The 18,612-nt window shown below is 55.6% G+C and carries 15 protein-coding genes; 3 read left to right on the top strand and 12 right to left on the bottom strand.

The window, feature by feature from the left end; translation table 11 throughout:
* Nucleotides 1-145: 145 nt before the first annotated feature.
* Complete coding sequence (locus tag B1C80_RS11265) at nucleotides 146-1,090, top strand: 2-hydroxyacid dehydrogenase (protein WP_077921200.1); 945 nt, start codon at nucleotides 146-148, stop codon at nucleotides 1,088-1,090.
* A 13-nt stretch (nucleotides 1,091-1,103) separates the two neighbouring features.
* On the opposite strand, the gene B1C80_RS11260 is transcribed toward B1C80_RS11265, so the two are convergent.
* Nucleotides 1,104-2,906 (bottom strand): IPT/TIG domain-containing protein, encoded by a 1,803-nt coding sequence (locus B1C80_RS11260; RefSeq protein WP_077921199.1) that lies wholly within the window; start codon nucleotides 2,904-2,906, stop codon nucleotides 1,104-1,106.
* Nucleotides 2,907-3,082: 176 nt separating this feature from the next.
* Between B1C80_RS11260 and B1C80_RS11255 the strand changes: the two genes are divergently transcribed.
* The gene (locus B1C80_RS11255) at nucleotides 3,083-4,621 is read left to right on the top strand and encodes a magnesium chelatase (RefSeq protein WP_077921198.1); all 1,539 of its coding nucleotides are present in this window, start codon (nucleotides 3,083-3,085) and stop codon (nucleotides 4,619-4,621) included.
* Between the two features lie 80 nt (nucleotides 4,622-4,701).
* On the opposite strand, the gene B1C80_RS28105 is transcribed toward B1C80_RS11255, so the two are convergent.
* From B1C80_RS28105 to B1C80_RS11240, 3 genes are all read right to left on the bottom strand, one after another.
* A complete protein-coding gene (locus B1C80_RS28105) occupies nucleotides 4,702-6,306 on the bottom strand; it encodes a choice-of-anchor Q domain-containing protein (protein WP_139361642.1) in 1,605 nt (534 codons plus the stop codon).
* Nucleotides 6,307-6,406: 100 nt separating this feature from the next.
* Nucleotides 6,407-6,721, bottom strand: a complete 315-nt coding sequence (locus B1C80_RS11245) for a YbjQ family protein (RefSeq protein ID WP_077921196.1) — start codon at nucleotides 6,719-6,721, stop codon at nucleotides 6,407-6,409.
* A 90-nt stretch (nucleotides 6,722-6,811) separates the two neighbouring features.
* Nucleotides 6,812-8,182, bottom strand: coding sequence for an alpha-L-fucosidase (locus B1C80_RS11240; RefSeq protein ID WP_236648725.1), 1,371 nt, complete (start codon nucleotides 8,180-8,182; stop codon nucleotides 6,812-6,814).
* 179 nt (nucleotides 8,183-8,361) lie between these two features.
* Between B1C80_RS11240 and B1C80_RS11235 the strand changes: the two genes are divergently transcribed.
* Nucleotides 8,362-8,883 carry a lipocalin family protein gene (locus B1C80_RS11235; protein WP_077921195.1) on the top strand — a complete coding sequence of 174 codons (522 nt, stop codon included), beginning with the start codon at nucleotides 8,362-8,364 and terminating at the stop codon, nucleotides 8,881-8,883.
* A 5-nt stretch (nucleotides 8,884-8,888) separates the two neighbouring features.
* Here the strand turns inward: B1C80_RS11235 and B1C80_RS11230 are convergent, their stop codons facing one another.
* The 8 genes from B1C80_RS11230 to B1C80_RS11195 all read right to left on the bottom strand — a co-directional run bounded on the left by B1C80_RS11230 (nucleotide 8,889) and on the right by B1C80_RS11195 (nucleotide 18,591).
* The gene (locus B1C80_RS11230) at nucleotides 8,889-9,587 is read right to left on the bottom strand and encodes a uracil-DNA glycosylase family protein (RefSeq protein ID WP_077921194.1); all 699 of its coding nucleotides are present in this window, start codon (nucleotides 9,585-9,587) and stop codon (nucleotides 8,889-8,891) included.
* Nucleotides 9,584-10,444: a serine hydrolase gene (locus tag B1C80_RS11225; protein WP_077921193.1), complete on the bottom strand. Its 861-nt coding sequence runs from the start codon at nucleotides 10,442-10,444 to the stop codon at nucleotides 9,584-9,586. Before B1C80_RS11225 ends, B1C80_RS11230 begins: the two co-directional genes overlap by 4 nt.
* Nucleotides 10,445-10,566: 122 nt before the next feature.
* The gene (locus B1C80_RS11220; protein ID WP_077921192.1) at nucleotides 10,567-11,670 is read right to left on the bottom strand and encodes a VWA domain-containing protein; all 1,104 of its coding nucleotides are present in this window, start codon (nucleotides 11,668-11,670) and stop codon (nucleotides 10,567-10,569) included.
* 283 nt (nucleotides 11,671-11,953) lie between these two features.
* Nucleotides 11,954-13,798, bottom strand: coding sequence for a CocE/NonD family hydrolase (locus tag B1C80_RS11215; RefSeq protein ID WP_236648723.1), 1,845 nt, complete (start codon nucleotides 13,796-13,798; stop codon nucleotides 11,954-11,956).
* A gap of 160 nt (nucleotides 13,799-13,958) precedes the next feature.
* Nucleotides 13,959-14,882, bottom strand: a complete 924-nt coding sequence (locus B1C80_RS11210; protein ID WP_077921190.1) for an aspartate carbamoyltransferase catalytic subunit — start codon at nucleotides 14,880-14,882, stop codon at nucleotides 13,959-13,961.
* A gap of 119 nt (nucleotides 14,883-15,001) precedes the next feature.
* Nucleotides 15,002-15,610, bottom strand: a complete 609-nt coding sequence (locus tag B1C80_RS11205) for a Uma2 family endonuclease (RefSeq protein ID WP_077921189.1) — start codon at nucleotides 15,608-15,610, stop codon at nucleotides 15,002-15,004.
* A gap of 52 nt (nucleotides 15,611-15,662) precedes the next feature.
* Complete coding sequence (locus B1C80_RS11200) at nucleotides 15,663-17,195, bottom strand: alpha-amylase family glycosyl hydrolase (protein ID WP_077921188.1); 1,533 nt, start codon at nucleotides 17,193-17,195, stop codon at nucleotides 15,663-15,665.
* Between the two features lie 91 nt (nucleotides 17,196-17,286).
* Nucleotides 17,287-18,591, bottom strand: coding sequence for a SusE domain-containing protein (locus B1C80_RS11195; RefSeq protein WP_077921187.1), 1,305 nt, complete (start codon nucleotides 18,589-18,591; stop codon nucleotides 17,287-17,289).
* Nucleotides 18,592-18,612 lie beyond the last annotated feature (21 nt).

Here is an 18,612-nt window from a genome sequence, read left to right as displayed (position 1 = left end):
CACTTTCGTTAGTTTCGCCAAAATTCCTCATCACCTTCTTCAGTCCGCTGCGGAGCGAGAATAGGTAGCCGGTTTCAGCCGTTGCCATCTCCGAAGAAACAGGGGTCGTGAGGAAATTGATTCGCAAGTTACGAAAAGCCTACGGATGTCCCAGAACACGCCTTCCATTCTGATTGCCGACGAGATGCACCCGTCGCTGTTTACGATGCTTACCGATGCAGGGTTTGCGTTCGACTACCAGCCCACCATCACCCGCGCCGAACTGATCAGCGCCCTCACCCCTTTCGACGGGTTAATCATCCGCAGTAAAACCACGGTCGATGCCGATCTGCTGAGCCAGTCCCCCCGGCTGCGGTTCATTGGCCGGGCCGGCGCTGGCCTGGACCTGATTGATCTCGACGAAACCGATCGTCGGGGCATTCAGGTGTTTCACGCGGGCGAAGGTAACCGCGACGCCGTGGCCGAACATGCCGTTGGGATGCTGCTTGGTTTGCTGGCGAATATTCTGAAGGCCGACCGCGAAGTTCGGCAGGGGATCTGGGACCGGGAAGGAAACCGGGGTTACGAACTGGGAAGTCTGACCGTCGGCATTATCGGATATGGGAACAACGGCAGCGCCACGGCCCGGCGGCTGAGTGGGTTCGGCTGCCGGGTGCTGGCCTATGATAAATACCGCACCAGCTACGGCGATGCCTACGCCCGGGAAGCCTCGCTGGAACAGATCATGACCGATGCCGACGTGCTGAGTCTGCACATCCCGCTCACGCCCGATACGCGCCAGCTGGTCAACGACTCCTTCATCAGCCAGATGAGCAGGCCGTTCTACCTGATCAACATTGCCCGGGGCGAGATTACCTCCCTGTCGGCACTGGTTCGGGGGCTGGAACAGGGTAAAGTTCGCGGAGCCTGCCTCGACGTACTCGAAAATGAAAAGCTGGCCCGGCTTACGCCCGATCAGCAAACCGCCTTCGATTATCTCTGTCAGTCGGAGCGGGTCGTACTGACCCCCCACGTAGCGGGCTGGACCCACGAAAGCTACGTGCGTATCAACGAGGTGCTGGTACGGCAGATTAGGCAGATGAAGGTGTAAGCCTCCCCAAAACCTACCGGCTGATCGTAACGTTGGCGCTGGTACAGGTGGTGCCGGCTCCGTTGATGAGGCAGATCTGGCCGGTAATGGCACCGGTGGGTACCGTTACCCGGATCGTGTTGTTGCTCAGCGTGAACCGGGTGGCCGCCAGCGCTCCGTTGTTGAACCGAACGTCCTGTACAGAGGCCAGATTGGTACCCGTGATGACCAGCTCATCGCCAACTTTAGCCGTCTTGGGCGAAAAATCGACGTTGGTAACGACCCGAAGCACGGTGAACAACTCCGTCGTGGTTGGATCGTTGGTAACGTTGGTGATCCGGAGTGGGCCGGTCTGCGCATCGGTCGGTACCAGCACCCAGCGTTCTGTGTCCTCGTTCCGACCTCCATCGGCGGCCGGGGCGGTGGTGCCGGTAAAGACAATCTGCGCATTCAGCAGGAAGTCGCCCCGCAGTACAACGCGCTCGCCGGGTCGGGCAACCTTCGGAATAATGTCGGTTATAACCGGTTTTTGCACGACAACCAGTGGCCGGGTTGTGGTGGCGGTACCGGCGCGGTTGGTTACGGTAACCGGGCCGCTAACCGCATTGCTGGGCACGTTGACCGTTAGTTCGGATCCTTCTACCCGGCCTGTAATCGGAACCGGCTGCCCGCTGACGCGAACCTCCTGAATACGATGCAGATTAGGGCCGGTAATCGTAATGGCCCGTTCGCGGAGCTGGCGGGCCGGGTTGACGGTAATAGCCCCCGGAATCGTATAGAAAAAGAAAGCGTTATTTTCGGCAAAATTGCCCCCCACACCGCTGAGCGTAACCGTTACCGATGTAGGAGCAGGCAGGCCGGGGACCGTTGCCTCAAGCTGCGTATCGCTGATTACCCGGAAGGGGGCCGCGGTCGTGTTGAACAGCACGCCCGACACGGTACTCAGGTTGAACCCGTTGAGCAAGACCTTATCGCCCTGAATACCCTCGCGGCTGTTCAGGTTAGCCAGCACCGGTTGCCGAACGACCTGAACCGGCTGCGGGCTGGTCGCTACAAGCTTGTCAAATACCGTAACCGTAACGGGGCCGGACGTGGCGTTGTCAGGGATTCTGGCCCGTATTTCCGTGTCTTTAACGGTCGTCTGTTCCCGGAAAATAGCCAGTCCGTTCACCCGTACGACGCCGTCGGTCAGGTTCGTTCCCTGAATAAGCAGGTCGCCCCCGGCCCGCACCGAGACTGGGCTGACGGCCGTGATGGTGGGTGTGCCCGCTACGATAAACGGAAAGGTAGTTTGCCCACCGGCGGTTTCGATGATGATCGACAGGGGCCCTCGGGGTGCGTTGGTGGGAACCGTAACGGTCAGTTTCTGGGCCGAGCTGTCTTTGATGACAGCCCCCGCTTCGTTGAAACGCACCCGAATCAGCTGGTTCAGGTAATTGCCGGCAATGACAACGGCGGTGCCGGGCAGGCCATTGCCGGGGGTTATCGTGGCTACGCTCGGCGATGGTTGCTGTACAATGAAAGGCAACGGGTCCGATGTTCCTTCGTCGGTGCGTACCTGCACCCGGGCGGGGCCTGGCGCGATCAATGGAATCCGGACCCGAATGGTATTGTCGTCATGGCTGAGTATGGACGCGGCCAGCGAGGTTTCGCTGTTGCTGAACAATACCGCCGGATCAGTACCGAACTGGTATCCCTTCAACACCGCTTCTTCGCCTACAAAAGCCTGGCGTGGCGTCAGGCCGGTAAGCTCCGGTGGATTGCTCTGGACGCGACAGCCCGCTACCATCGCGAGGGTAAAACAGGAAAGGATAACGTAGGATAAAGCTGATTTCATAGACGATAAAGCGGCTCCTGCCTGGCACAAGGTCTGTAAAATTAGCCATTTTTGACGTCTAAAAACCATTTCATTCGAATGCCTGTTAGGATTAGTAGATAGTGAATGATGTAGAGTGACTCCCGCATCTGGCCTGTACATTCCCATTATTCATTCTACATTATCATTAACTCCCGATGAACTATCGCAGCCTGAAATCATCTAATTTAACCAAAATTACGACCCTGGGCGAGCTGAAAGCCGCCGGCTACGAATCCCGATCCATCAAGCAGGAACTGCGCGATAACCTGATTCAACGCATCAAGGATAAAGAAGTGGTGTTTCCAGGAATATGGGGGTACGAAGACACCGTCATTCCCGACGTTGAACGGGCTATTCTGTCGATGCACCACATCAACCTGCTCGGGTTACGCGGACAGGCCAAAACCCGGATTGCCCGCCTGATGGTGAACCTGCTCGACGAGTATATTCCGTTCGTGGCCGGTTCTGAGCTGAACGACGATCCGCTCGAGCCACTGTCGCGCTACGCGCTTGATCTGATTGCGGAGAAGGGGGATGACACGCCCATAGCCTGGCTTCACCGCAACGATCGCTACACGGAAAAACTGGCTACGCCCGATGTGTCGGTAGCCGACCTGATCGGCGATGTCGACCCGATCAAAGCCGCCACGCTGAAACTACCGTATTCCGACGAGCGAACTATTCACTTTGGCCTGATTCCGCGGTCGCACCGGTGCATATTCGTCATCAACGAACTACCCGATCTGCAGGCCCGTATTCAGGTTTCGCTCTTCAACATTCTTCAGGAAGGCGACATCCAGATTCGGGGTTTCAAACTTCGGTTGCCCCTCGATATTCAGTTCGTCTTCACGGCTAACCCTGAGGATTATACGAACCGGGGCAGCATCGTAACCCCGCTGAAAGACCGGATCGACAGCCAGATCGTGACCCACTATCCGAAATCGATCGAGATCGGGAAGAAAATTACGATGCAGGAAGCCGTGGTCAAGACCGAGCAGAAAGGCATGGTCAAAACCAACGACATCATTGCCGACCTCATCGAGCAGATTGCGCTCGAAGCCCGGGAAAGCGAATATGTCGATGCCAAAAGCGGAGTGTCGGCCCGGATGACCATCTCGGCCTACGAAAACCTGCTGTCGGCGGCCGAACGCCGGGCGTTGCTGAACGGGGAGAAAGATACCTACGTGCGCATTGCCGATCTGTACGGCGTTGTGCCAGCTATCTGCGGTAAAGTCGAACTCGTTTACGAAGGCGAAGTAGAGGGTCCCGTCATTGTGGCCCAGAACCTGATCGGGAAAGCCATCCGGAACCAGTTTCTGCAGTACTTCCCCAATCCGGAAAAAGCCAAGAAAGACAAACGCGGCAACCCGTACAAAAAGATCACCGACTGGTTTGGCGATGGCAATACGATGGACATCCTCAACGACCTGACCAACCGCGATTACGAAGCCCGGCTCCGCACCATCGACGGCCTCGACGATGTAGTCGATCAGTTTCAGTCGCGACTGAGCAAGCCCGAAAAACTGTTCATGATGGAGTTTGCCCTGCACGGACTCGCCGAGCATTCGCTCGTCGGCAAAAAAGCGATGGATACGGGCCAATCGTTCAAAGACCTGCTCGGGTCGATGTTCAGCCCCGGTAGCAAGTTCGGCGAAGACGACGAAGAGGAAGAAGATGACGACGACCGGTATTAACCGAAAGTCAAACGTAAAAAAGCGAGGCAGCCTCATGAGGCTGCCTCGCTTTTTTACGTTTTTCAACCAATGATTAGACTTCAGGGCATTAATCGTATAGTGGCCCCGTTTGAATAAACTAACAGACCTCTGGCGTTGTAGATCAGTTGCCCGGCCCACGCCTGATAGGCGGTAGGTAAGGTGATGTGGTGCCGGAGCTGAACGCGCTCACCTATCGCTGGTAGACGATTCCGCGACCACACGGAGGGATCATTCCAGTTGCCATCCGCGAGCGTATACAATTCTTCGAGTCCTTTAAACTCATAAGCACCCATGTCGATCAGACTGTCGCCTATGCGTGGATTCCCAGCTATATCGGTGACTGAAACGGTGGCCGTAGTACTGTTCGGATCGCCAGTATTGATCGATGGACTATTTTGGAGCAGGTGGTAATTACCGCTGGGGGTGTCGGCGAAGAGTGGGTCGGTACTAATGTTTCCCGTTCCTGTAAAACCGCCTTGGATGTTTGAGTAATTAACAAGTACAGAAGCGTTCTCACTCCGAATAGCCGGGAAGGCTGCTGCTGAATTATTCCACACGATGCAACTGGTTAACGTAGGATTGTTATTGTTTTGCGCATAGATAGCTCCACCTTCGAGAGTAGCCAGATTAGATGCAACTGTACAATTCGTAAGTAACGGAGTTATAGAACGAGACCCTGATGTATAATATAGCGAGCCGCCGTAACGAGCCGAATTGTTGGCAAACAGGCAATTGAGCATCGTAGCTGTACCTGATCCGAATCCATCTAAGGCATATGACACACCACCTCCGTCGCCCGTCGATTGATTGCTGGTGAATAAACAGGCTGACAGGGCCAAGCTTGAAGACGAGTTGCCACGTACGTAGATAGCCCCGCCACCGTAACGGCTCCAGTTATTCGTAAACCGACAGTTTGTTGCCGTAATTTTAGCGGAACCAAATTGATAGCCGTCACTACTAATTGCTCCACCATAGTCAGATGAGTTGGCGTTAAATGAGCAATTGGCTAGTATGACATGGCAAACCCCCAGGTTGGCAGCGGAGTTTTGTAAGCCTCCTTCCTGGTTGTTCTCAACAACGCAATCCGTCAGATTTGGGCTACATTCTGAACGGCTAAGTCCTTCGTTGACCATGCCAACCCGGTTGGCAATGATAGAGCAATGACTAATGCGCGGCTGGCTATTTTTAACGATATCTCTATTCAGGCGATTGATAATTCCGGCCGAACTTCCTCTGGTGATAGTTAAGCCATTCAGCAGGGTTGTCGTATCGGCAGTTACCAACGTGACAACGTATTGGTTGTTATCGCCAGATGTATTTGGATCGCCTTCTTCGCCGGATAAGGTTGTGCTGGATGGAACCGTCAGAACCCGGTCCGATAAGTTAACCTCCGTACCGGTAAAGCCACCATAAACCCGCACACCCGATGGAATCAGGAACGTATTGTTTGTTAATATACCAGGTTTATACAAGCCAGCAGATAACCAGAATACGCTGCGATCTGTAGCTGTAGCCAGGTATGTGCTTAGCTGATTATCTGGTAACGCATTTGACCACGAAGAGCCAGATTTGTCTCCCGCTCCACCTACAGTGACATAAATGACAGGCTGACAGTGGGCAGAAAGGAACAGAAAGAAAAAAAGTGCGGTGCAGATGTGCTTCATGGAGGACAGACAAGTTTGACAGGCTCATATAGCGTATGAGTGAACAACCTTGTCAACAAAATCATGCCAGTAATTAATACATACGGACAAGGCGAGGGGCTCAGTCCGTTACGACCGCCGTGCCGTTGGCGCTGACCATAAGCATCGAGCCGTCGATGGTCTCGTAGTCCAGGTCGACACCGATGATGGCGGTGGCGCCGAGCCGGGTAGCCTGGTCGACCATCTCTTTGATGGCAATACTTTTGGCTTCACGCAGGCCCTGTTCGTAGGCGCCTGACCGACCGCCAACCACATCGCGGATGCTGGCGAAAAAGTCTTTGACAATGTTGGCACCGATAATGGCTTCCCCATTAACCAGGCCGATGTACTTGGTAATGTGCTTACCTTCGATGTTTGACGTAGTCGTGATGAGCATAGGAGCAGAGTAAGCCGAGCGGGTCACCAACCTGAGGCAACCAGTGCAGCGCTACGCAAAGAACGCAGAGTTTTGGCATCTGCCAAAATCTTACTTCTTAGCGGTAGCCGGCGCCATATCCAGTTCAATGATCGTATCCAGCATATCGGCCGCTGGCGGAGCCGCCATGGTCAGCACCACACCCTCGGCCGACTGGGTGATTTTGACGGGGCTTTTGTCGGCAAACAGCCGGGCTGCGCTTACCTTACCCGGCAGGGCGGGCAGCGTTAGTTGCCGGTCGGCCCAGTCGAGGATGTGGACATAGACTTTGTTGCCTTTCGCCGTCGTAACGCCCCAGTTACGGGCCTCAACCGGTCCGCCCCGCGTGCCGTAGATCGTTTCGCCGTTTTTCTGCATCCACTGACCTATTTCGGCCAGCGATTTGACAAATTCAGGCTGCACCTTACCGTTGGGCATCGGCCCTACGTTCAGCAAAAAGTTGGCGTTATGACCAGCGGCTTTTACCAGGTAATGAACCAGGTCTTTGGTACTCTTGTACCGATTGTCTTTGATGTTGAAGCCCCACGAGCCGTTCATGGTCTCGCAGGTTTCGAGCGGGAGTTGTCCGATGGTCTGCGCTTCGTTGAACCCGGTCGATTTGCTACCCGGCAGATCTTTCTCGAACATCTGAAAATCTTCGCCGGGGAAAGGCGCTACGTGGTGGTTGTTGCCGATCAGGGCGGCCGGCTGGAGTTTATGGATAAGCGAATACGTGCGGTCCAGTTTCCAGTCGATGCCGTTTTTGTTGGCGGGAGCGGTTTTTCCTACGTGGCCCGCATCGTCGGCCGACTGATCCCACCAGCCGTCGAACCAGATGCCGGCGATGGGTCCGTAATTCGTCAGCAGTTCGGTCAGCTGGGTGTCCATGTAGGTGAGGTACTTCTCAAAATCACCGCTTTCGGGTCGGCCGGTTTTTTGGCCGGTGCGACCGCGTGGGTAGTAGTCGGGGTGGTGCCAGTCGAGGTGCGAGTGGTAAAAGAAGAGTTTGATGCCCTGCGCCTGACACTCGTCGGCCAGCATTTTCAGCACGTCTTTTTTGTAGGGCGTCCGATCCACGATATCATAATCTGACACCTTTGAGTCGTACATCGCAAAACCATCGTGGTGTTTGCTGGTGATGGTGATGTACTTCATACCCGCATTTTTGGCCATGCTGACCCATTCTTTCGCGTTGAAATCGACCGGGTTGAAGAAGGTCGGCAGCTTTTCGTAGTCTTTAGCCGGAATCTGCCGCTGGTTCATGATCCATTCGCCATCGGCCAGGAGGCTGTAGACCCCCCAGTGAATGAAAAGGCCGAATTTGTCGTCCTGAAAGGCTTTTCGGGCGGCCAGGTTCTCGGCCGACGGCTGGTAGACAGACTGGGCTGGGGCCACAACGATGGATAAACTGACGAGCAGAAAAACGAGCAGGATACGGATCATGAGAAACAGGTTTTTAGTCAGAAAGAGACAATAAAGGGGTTTATACTTTTCGGGTAGGGATGACCGCTTACTACCGATTTGGGGCCGTTACTTCTACTGTATACTACCCGTCGAACGGTATCTGATAGTCAACTTGAGTTCAACTTGAGTCAGAATCATACATTTATCAAACAACTCATATGACGAATATGACTGGAGCCAGGGTATTGCCCTGGGCACTCTTACTGGCAATGCCGCTCTGGTTTGGCAGCTGTAGGAAAGAGGCCGATAGCGCGGTAACCCCCAGCCTGCTTGAAGGAACCTGGCGTATCGCTGGCTTAAGGAGCGAGCCCGGCGCTGATCTGCTGTACACGGGAGAGGAAATAACTGACCTGATCGCTTATCTGGATACTTTGTCTGACGGGTCAGGCACTGATATAATCACCTGCCTGACCTCTACCACCGTTACTTTTAACAGTAATAAGAGAGTTATTATCAAAGAAGCTCCGACCTGTACATTGTATGCATACGACCTGATCGGAATTGCAGAAAATTCCACCTGGAAACTGGAAGGAAATAAACTGACTCTGTCCAGTAATCTCCAGTCCAGAGTATATGATGTTGCCCGAACCGACAGTACGCTTACCCTAGTGAGGTCGGCCGAAGAAGACTATGGGAATGGGCTGAAAACATACACCACAACCATCAAAATGAAGAAGTAGACGGGTTATTGTGCGTCCAGACAATCGTGAAGCGTGGTAATGTATCGATCGAGGTACGTTGCCACGCTTTTGGCCTTGTATTGAAGAATATAGCGCGGGTGGTCGAGGGTGACGATCCGGTCGAAAAAGCCCTGCTGGTCATTGAGTCGGTGGAGGTAGGTTTCGTTCTTACGCCCCAGACAGACCGCCACGCGCCGATCGTAGCCGAAGCCTGTCTGGGTTCGTACCGCTTCGGTAATGGCGGGCCACAAGGCATCGGTGGTCAGGCGGTCGTCGTAGAAATTGTAGTTTTTCCCGTCTTTGGTGAGGGCCAGCGGGAAGAGCGACGTCAGGAAAAACCGGCCGTAGAAGTCGCCCGCCCCCCCGAACGCATCGACAACCTGATAGATGAACCGACTCGATAGTTCCGGCCGGCGCGACGGACCGGTATCGAGCAGGCTGTTGGCAATGCCGCAGTACCGATCCAGGTTCTGGGGGGTGGTGAAGGATATACCCGTTACGCCCGCGCCAAACCGACCGGGGTTGATGCCGAGCACAAACACCCGCGGGGTCGTGTCGTTGTAGAATTTGCCGTAGAACTCGCTTACGATGGCCTGCACGGCCGGCTCCTGATATGGATTCATAACCCCGAGGCCAGGAGGTAAGTTGGTCGGGGCAGTCAGTGTGTGGTAATACGGAATAGCTCGATCGGCAAAGGTCGTCATGGCCTGGCGAAGTAAGTGAAACAAATCCGGGCCGTTTCGGCAATAGTCCGCTCGGCTTCGGCCGTTGGCAGCCCTTCTACAAAGATCGATAACAAAAACGGCTGATGGGCGTATACGATGCCAACATCGGCCCGGATGTAGGACAGAGTACCGGTTTTATGGGCAACTACGACATCCGGTGGCAGCAGCCGGGGTATGGTAAGGGTATCTTCGTTCTGCTTCAGCAGGGTTAGCATCTGCTCGCACAGCTCGGGCGTGGCTACCTGCCGGTGGTAGATTTTCTTCAACAGCCTGTTCATCTCCAGGCAGGTTACGTAGTTATCGCGCCCCTGCCGGGCGGCCAGGGTATCCATCATGACCCGGTTCAGCTGGCTCCTGGGGAGACCGACCGCGCGGATGCGGGCGTTGATGGCGTCCATACCCAGTTCGTTAATGAAAATATTGGTGGCTGTATTGTCGCTATACACCATCATGAGCCGGAGCAGGTCGCGGTAGGCAATGCGACTGCGATGCGAATAGGTTTTAAGCACACCATCGCCCCCCACTTTTTCGGTGTCAGTCAAAATGTGAATCTCGTCCAGATCGAGTGTACCCGCTTTGACGCGCTCCATCGCTTCGAGCAGGATCGGTAGCTTAATCACGCTCGCCGACGGAACCCGCTCGTCGGCCCGGTGCGCAAACGAAACCGAACTGTCGGCCAGCGATTCGACCGCCACGCTCACCCGCGCCGACGCAGGTAGTTGTTGCAGATAGGCCGTCAGCCGGTCGGGTAACGGCTGACCCGAAGCCGTCAGTGTCATGCTCAGGAACAAAAACAAAGTCGGGATGGACGTCCCGACTTTAGGTGAACTAGTCATGCGATTAAACGGATGCTGGTTTCGGATTCGCGGTCAACGGTTGTCAGATCAGCACCCGCAGCTATCGTAAATCGTACCGACGCTACGTAGCGAAGCTCCCGACGGGTCATCCCGAATCCCCGTTATTTGATGTTTTTCCGGCGGTTGCGCTGAAAATCTTCGAACATCATGTTGCCCAGCCCCTGTAATCCGCTGTAGTAGGCCCGGCCGTTGTTCACTTTCGTAAACTCCTGCACGAACTGCTTCAGGTAGGGATCGCTGGCAATCATGAACGTGGTGATCGGGATCTCCAGCCGACGGCATTGCGCGGCCAGGGTCAGGGTTTTGCTCACCACCTTCCGATCCAGCCCAAACGAGTTTTTATAATATTTGATGCCTTCCTTCAAACAGGTCGGTTTGCCATCGGTAATCATAAAAATCTGCTTGTTCTTGTTCTTCCGCCGACGCAGCAGGTCCATTGATAGTTCGAGACCGGCCACGGTGTTGGTGTGGTAGGGACCAACCTCCAGGTAGGGCAGGTCTTTGGCCTGAATCTGCCAGGCGTCGTTGCCGAACACCACAATGTCGAGGGTGTCTTTCGGATACTTCATCTTGATCAGTTCGACCAGGGCCAGTGCTACTTTCTTGGCGGGCGTGATGCGGTCTTCACCGTACAGAATCATCGAGTGGCTAATGTCGATCATCAGCACGGTAGAGGTCTGGGTCTTCTGCTCTTTCTCGGTGACCTCCAGATCGCGTTCCATGAGCGTAAACTCCTCAACGCCACTGTTGATCTGCGCGTTTTTGATCGACTCGGTCATCGAGATCTGTTCGAGCGTGTCGCCAAACTGGTAGGTCCGCAGGTCGCTACTCAGCTCGTCGCCGGTGCCGGTAAACGGGGTTTTGTGATTGCCTCCCGACTTGGACCGTTTCAGCTTGCCAAAAATTTCTTCGAGCGCCGATCGCCGGATGGTTTGCTCACTTTTGGGCGTCATCACAATCCGGCCTTCCTGGTTCTCTTCGGTCAGGTATCCCTTTTCCTTGAGGTCGTCGAAGAAATTGCCGATGCCGTATTTATCGTCGGTCAGGCCGTATTGGCGGTCGAGCTGGCTCATCCACGACATAGCCTGCTCAACGTCGCCGGAGGTCAACAGCAGCAGTTGCTGGAATATGTTGAGGAGCTGATCGAATTTAGAGCCTTCTTTCTGCTCGGGGGGTATGTAGTCGGAAAACTGAAAGCCTTTCATTCGTCTGTTGTTTATGTAGCGACGCGGCCATACCGGCGTCCTGGTTTTCATGTTCTGTCCCGGTAAAGGGTATGTTCCAAGAACAGCGTGGTTCTGCGATTTGTTCGGCATCCGCGAGCCCGTCGGTATATAAATATGACAGGGTTCCGTCACCGCGTCCGCGTCCGCACCGGGACGCGTAGTCCGGGACGCGTAGTCCGGGACGCGTAGTCCGGGACGCGTAGTCGGACCACTCGCGCGTCAGCGAAAACCATCCGGACAGGAGACGCAATGGGTTGCGTCTCTACTTCTTTACCAGAGGTAGCTTTATCTGCGATGGGTACTGGGCGGAGTGGAATACCTGATTATGGGCCACAACTCCTTTGGTCTCATCGTAGTTGTTGCCTCCCGTGTTCATGTTGCGATCGAAACGCGGGAAATTACTGCTCGACACTTCGACCCGTATCCGGTGGCCGGGAGCAAAGAAGTTACTCGTGGCCATGGGGCTAAGGGTGAGTTTATACACGTTTCCTTTCTCCATCATGACCTCCTTGTCGAAACCCTCGCGGTACCGGGCGCGCAGGATCGTTTCGTCCAGGTTGTACGCTTTCCCATCGGGGTATACGTCGATCAGTTTTACAGTAAAGTCAGTGTCTTTCGCGTCGGAGGCCACATAGAGCGTTGTTTCGATGGAGCCGCTCAACTCGACACCGTCGGCGAAGGGCTCGGTGGTATAGACCAGAATATCCTGTCGCGTTTCCATCTGGTGCTGGTCGAAGGCACCGCCCTGCACGGCATTGCCGGTACAGCAGACGTTACCGCCGTACGAGGGCACCGGATAAGCCGGATCGTAGGCGAAGAGGTCGGGCTTGTCGCTTTTGCCGGGGGGCGTCGTGGTCAGTTTGCCATCACCGTATAGACTATTGGCCCGTCCGCCACTGGTCAGGTAATAGGTCGTTGGGGTGGCGTTGGCGGGTGGCCAGCTGTCGGACGTCTGCCATTTATTCGAGCCCATGGTATAATACCGGACGCGGGGGGTGGTTTTGAGCACGTCGTTCGCTTCGCCTTTGAGCCAGTAGTCGAACCAGCCGTAGGTAAGGGCGTCGTAATCGAGCCGGGCGTCGCCTACGCTTCGTTCGCCCACGATGGTGTTGGCGGTGGCACGTTTATAGGCGCAGTGCAGGGTAGGGGCAATGACAAGGTACTGGGCGTCGCGGACTTTAGGGTCTACGGCGTTTTTCCGGACGTGGTTGAACAGCGCCAGGTTGGGGCCCGTCGAGACATCGTACCAGGAAGCAAACCAGTAGCTCGGTACGTTGAACGGCATGTTGTCGTGGTACAAGCCACCCGTGTACCAGGCCGGGTCGTTCGGTTTCCGAACAATCATCTTCTCGTAGATGCCTTTCTGACCATTGGCGTTGCTGATGATGTTCTGTACCGGCAGGTGCTTCAGACCCTGTGCCCAGTCTACTTTCGGCATTTCGGGGGCCATGTCGTAAAACCGCGACACTCGGGCCAGGTCATCGCTGCTGGCTGTTTTAGGAAAGGTTGGCCGGGCCGCATCGGTCTGAGTGCCGTAGAGCCAGGTAGTGAACAGCATCTGCTGCGCCCCGCCCCGGTACCAGTTGCCCTGTTCCATGAACGGGCCGACGCGACCTACACCGGCGCCAAACCCCATCGGCACCATAGCCGCGTGGGCGGGGTGGGCCAGTGCCGCAACGGCCATCTGCCACTCGGCCGTTGACGAGCAGCCCAGCGTGCCGATCTTTCCGTTCGACCAGGGTTGCTTACTCATCCAGGCGAAGGCATCGTAGCCGTCGGTGGTGGGTGGCCCCAGAATATCCCAGTCGCCTTCGGAGAAGAACTTGCCCCGCTCGTTCTGTACTACATAGGCATAGCCATGTTTTACGGCATCGAGAGCGGCCTGGTATGAGTTCGGCCGCTGCTCGCCGTCGCCCCAGCCGTTAAAGTTGTAAGGGGTTTTGGAGAAAATAATCGGGACGGGCTTATCGGTTTTGGGGCGGTAAATGTCCGTAGCCAGCCGAACCCCGTCGCGCATGGGCATCATGACTTTAGGTTCGATGATGGCCACCGCCTGCAACTGTTTGTAGACGTCTTCCTGCGCCCGGGCGGCCAGAGAAGTCAGCATCAACAGGACGACGTATAATACGGTTGGTAGGCCAGTGGGTAGTTGTGGGGGGCGCATAGGCAGGGGGCGAATGAAACGGTAGAAAGAGGGGTAGCAGCAACCGCGCAACCTGACTGGTCGCGCGGTTGCTGCTACAAAGTAGGAAGAAATACCGCCAGACCTACAACTGAGCCAGTAAATACAGCACCGCCATCCGTACCGCTACGCCATTTTCGACCTGATCGAGAATAATGGAATGGGGCGAGTCGGCTGCGTCGGACGTAAGTTCGACCCCCCGGTTTATAGGGCCCGGGTGCATCAGTACGATGGGTCGGTCCAGTTCGTCGAGCATCTGCCTGGAGATTCCGTAGTACAGCGAATACTCGCGCAGGGATGGGAAATACTTGATCTGCTGCCGCTCCAGCTGAATCCGCAATACGTTGGCCACGTCGCACCAGGCCAGGGCGGCCCGTACGTCATGCCCAACGCGTACGCCCAGGCTTTCGATGTATTTAGGGATCAGCGTTTTAGGGCCGCATACCATAACGTCGGCGCCCTGCTTCTGCAAACAGAAGATGTTCGACAGGGCAACCCGCGAGTGGGTAATGTCGCCGATGATGGCGATGCGTTTGCCGGCTACGTCGCCGAGTTTCTCGCGGATCGAGAACGAGTCGAGCAGGGCCTGGGTGGGGTGTTCGTGGGTACCGTCGCCGGCGTTGACCACGTTGGCTTTGATGTGTTTGGTCAGGTAATGGGGCGCTCCGGGACTGCTATGGCGCATCACGACCATATCGACTTTCATGGCCAGAATGTTGTTGACCGTATCGAGCAGGGTTTCGCCTTTCTTGACCGAACTACCCGAGGCCGAAAAGTTGACGACATCGGCCGAGAGCCGCTTTTCGGCCAGTTCGAACGACAGCCGGGTTCGGGTCGAGTTTTCGAAAAAAACGTTGGCGATCGTCACGTCGCGCAGGGACGGGACTTTCTTGATCGGACGGTTAATGACTTCCTTGAACTGGCCGGCCGTTTCGAGGATCAGGTTGATGTCGGACTCGGTCAGATCTTTGATGCCCACCAGATGGCGGACGCTGAGGGATTGGGCCATGAGGGGTAATGAAGCGGCTAAAATTGGGCAAAGATAAGCGCAAAGCCGTTCTAAACATATGTAGCCAGCGCTAGGGGAGCCAATCCGTAGTCTGACTTCGTAGTAACCAGGAGCTACAACTAGTTTGTGATAATGTGTTCGTACACCTCGCTCACCCTGATTTCGCAGCTGCCAATCGTCACTGTTTGATCGAGCTGTTCCGCAAATGTGTTGAGCCAGTCATGGGTAGTGCCGACACGGGTGTAGAGGTCAAGCCGGACTTGGTCCTGCGATACGCGAACGTACTGTTGTAGCGTATCGATCTGCTTGTAGTTGTACCATTTCATCGTCTCGTCATATTCGCCGGTACTTTCCGAAAGCACTTCAATCAGCACGGTTGGATTTAGCGTGGCGACCATGCGGGGTTTAAATTGGTGGAAGAGGGATTCGCCACAAACCACCATCACGTCGGGATAATAATAATTACCCGTTGGGGGTACGTACAGCATTCGGTCGCTGGGATATACGCGGCAACCACTTCCCTTGAGCGCACTGTGCAATAAAGCAATCAGGTTGGCCACAATCAGACCGTGATTTTCGGACGTGTAAGGCATAAGGCGAATTTCTCCGTCGATGTACTCGTGTTTGCGCCCAGATCGTGCTTCAAACGCGAAGTACTGCTCTGGTGTTGCTTTACGGCGACGTTGAGAAATGGCCCCTGGCCTGCGAGATGGTTTGGTTATCTGCATAACAGAAAGGTACCTGGTAGAACAGGAATAAGGTAAATATATGTTTTTTAACTTATTCCACCACCACACAGCTATACCCCGGCACCCGCACCCGGTCGTCGTTGAAGGAGGCACCCTCGCGGGTTGCAAAAACAAGGCAGCGGCACCATTCCTCGTCGGGCGAGAAAACCACTTCGATGGGGTTCGCCGTCAGGTTATGCACCAGCAACACCCGCCCGCCCGTAGCCGACTTGCGGATAAACGCCACGACGCCCCGTTGCCGGATTCCGGTCTGCTCCAGCCGGCTCAGGTTGTCGTTCAGTACGGCGTGGGCGTTCCGATACTGAATCAGCCGTTTATAGTGGCAGAACAGCGAGTCGGCGTCGGTTTGCTGACGGGCCAGGGGCTTTATGGCTTTGCTGGTGCTGTAGCGGCCCCGTTGCCAATAGGTGCGTTGTTTGTCGAGGTCGCGGGTGTTCCACAGGAATGGCTCGCGGATGAACTCGTCGGGTTTGCGGCCCAGCATCCCAATTTCTTCGCCGTAGTACAGATACGGATTACCGGGCAGGGTGAGCAGCAGATTAGCGGCCACTTTCAGATGGTTCGTATTGGTCCGCAGGGTGCTGCCGATGCGTTCCTGATCATGGTTCGACAGGATCAGCGCGTCGATGAAGTCGGGGCTGACGTGTTCGTAAGCACCCTGTACGTGGTCCAGAAATTCGATCAGGTCTTCGGTATCGTCTTCCTGCCGGATGACTTCGGCCAGTGAGAGCGCAAAATCGAAGTTGAACGTGGCGTGCAGACCGCGGTAGTAAGGCGCTACCCGTTCGGGGCGGGTCCATACTTCGCCGATCAGGTGCATGTCTGGCTTCACCGCGGCCATCTCCTGACGAAACTCTTCCCAGAACTGATGATTTTTCGGCTCTTCGAACTCGCGGTACAGGTGGCGGGCCGCGTCGAGCCGGAACCCGTCGACGCCCACCTCGGTAAGCCAGTAGCGGCCAATGCGGAATACCTCCTCGCGCAGGGGCCGGTGCTCAAAATTCAGATCGGGCATACCCTGCCAGAACATGCCATAATACCGTTCGGGGTAGGCAGCGCCCGGTACCGCATGCCAGGGGTTGCGTTCGCCCGAGTCGGCCGTAATGTCGCGGGTGGCCAGGTTGCGGGCTTTGATCTCGGCCGGCGTGAGCCATTTGTAGTAGGGCCAGTAGGGATTGTCAGGTCCTTTGCGGGCTTCCTGAAACCAGTGGTGCTGGGTGCTGGTGTGGTGCAGGACCAGATCGATCAGTACGGCAATGTTTCGTTTGTGGGCTTCGGCAATCAGCCGCCGGAAATCATCCATCGTGCCGTATTCCGGATCGATGCCGTAATAGTCCGTAACGTCGTATTTGTGGTAGCTGGGCGAGGGGCTGATGGGCATGAGCCAGATGGCCGATACGCCCAGATCCTGTAAATAATCGAGATTGTTGGTAACGCCGTTGAGATCGCCGATGCCGTCGCCGTTGGAGTCGGCAAAGGAACGGACAAAGATTTCGTAATGGACGCCGGTATGTCCGATGGGGCGGGCGTGGGGCAAACGATGGTGGAGTAACGCTTCGGTCATATGCAAACAAAAGTATCGCCCTTATCCGGTCCGTACCACTGGGAACATCACGAACAAAGGCGATAGTATAACGGTAAACCGCTGCGTGGGGTTATTTTTTTGTCAGCTTGTAGGTCTGTCGGCTGGCATTGGTCAGGTCGAGCTGGATGTCGTAGATACCGGCTTTCACCGTGATGTTACCACCTCCTTTTTCCAGGACGCCGTCGGCATTACTGTCGCCCAGGTTTTCGTCCCATTTGTTGTTCTGACGGAATTTGATCTCGCCATCTTTCAGCGTTACCTTACTAAGCGTCCAGATACCTTCTTCCACAAAGCTGGGCTGAAACTGAGCATCCGGACCGTCCCAGCCTTTGGGAGCCGCGCTGCCGACCAGCCCCCAGGCGTTAAAGGGTTCGATGGTGTATTTGAGACCCGTCGGTTTGAAATCAGCCGTGACGAGGTAGGTGCCTGCCTTCACGGCAATGTTATCGCCCCCTTCTTTCAGCGTACCGGCCGCACCCCCGTAGTTGACGGTCCAGGCGTTGTTCTGCCGGAACTTGATGTCGCCATCCTTGAGCGTTACCACCGCCCGCCACTGGTCGGTAGAGGGATCGTAGACAAAAGGCGCGTCGGGACCGTCCCAGCCGTTGGGAGCGGCACTGCCCACAATACCCCACGAGAATGGCTCAACGGCATAGGTCAGCGCGGTCATGTTGATGGTAACGCGGTAGTTACCTGCTTTCACCACGATGTTATCGCCCCCGGCTTTCAGCGTGCCGCCGGTGCCGCCGTAGTTTACGTCCCATTTGTTATCCTGGCGTATCTTGATCTCGCCATCGGTCAGGGTTACATAGGCCACGAACACGTTGTTCTGGTCGGTTTTGTAGAAGGGCTGATCGGGGCCATCCCAGCTGTTGGCGGTAGCGCTGCCGACCAGTCCCCAGGTGCTGCTCAGGTCCAGCTTGTCCAGGTAAGGCGTTGCTTTTACGCTGCTCACGGCCGACATCAGTACCGCGCCGGGACCCAGGTCCGACTGTACTTTCAGATCGATATCAGCGGCCGTACCGGCTACCAGCCCCAGCTTCAGCAACATAGGATTCAGCTCCGACGCTTTAAACGTTTTTCGAAGCTCGCTACCCGTCGATACCGTAATGGCGTTGGTGAAGTCGCCCCCTTTTTTATCCATCAGGATAGTGTAGGCCGCCGGGGCATTGAAGCCGTAGTCGGGTTTCGCCCACGATACGGTCAGCGCGTCCTGGTCGGCATTCTCTTTGGTCAGCACGACCGTTGGCGAGGAGAGTGTCACTACGGGAGCTGAACCGGGGTTCAGAACGGCCCGTACGTCTTCTTTCTCGCACGCTCCCAGCGTCAGTAACGCCATGCCCATGACGAGCAGATTGTAAAACCGTGTTTTCATAAAAATGACTGATTATCAGTT

It is taken from the genome of Spirosoma sp. 209, from assembly GCF_002006735.1.
Classification (GTDB): domain Bacteria; phylum Bacteroidota; class Bacteroidia; order Cytophagales; family Spirosomataceae; genus Spirosoma; species Spirosoma sordidisoli.
Note: the sequence above shows the minus strand (reverse complement) of the source record. Positions and strands in the feature narration are given on the sequence as shown.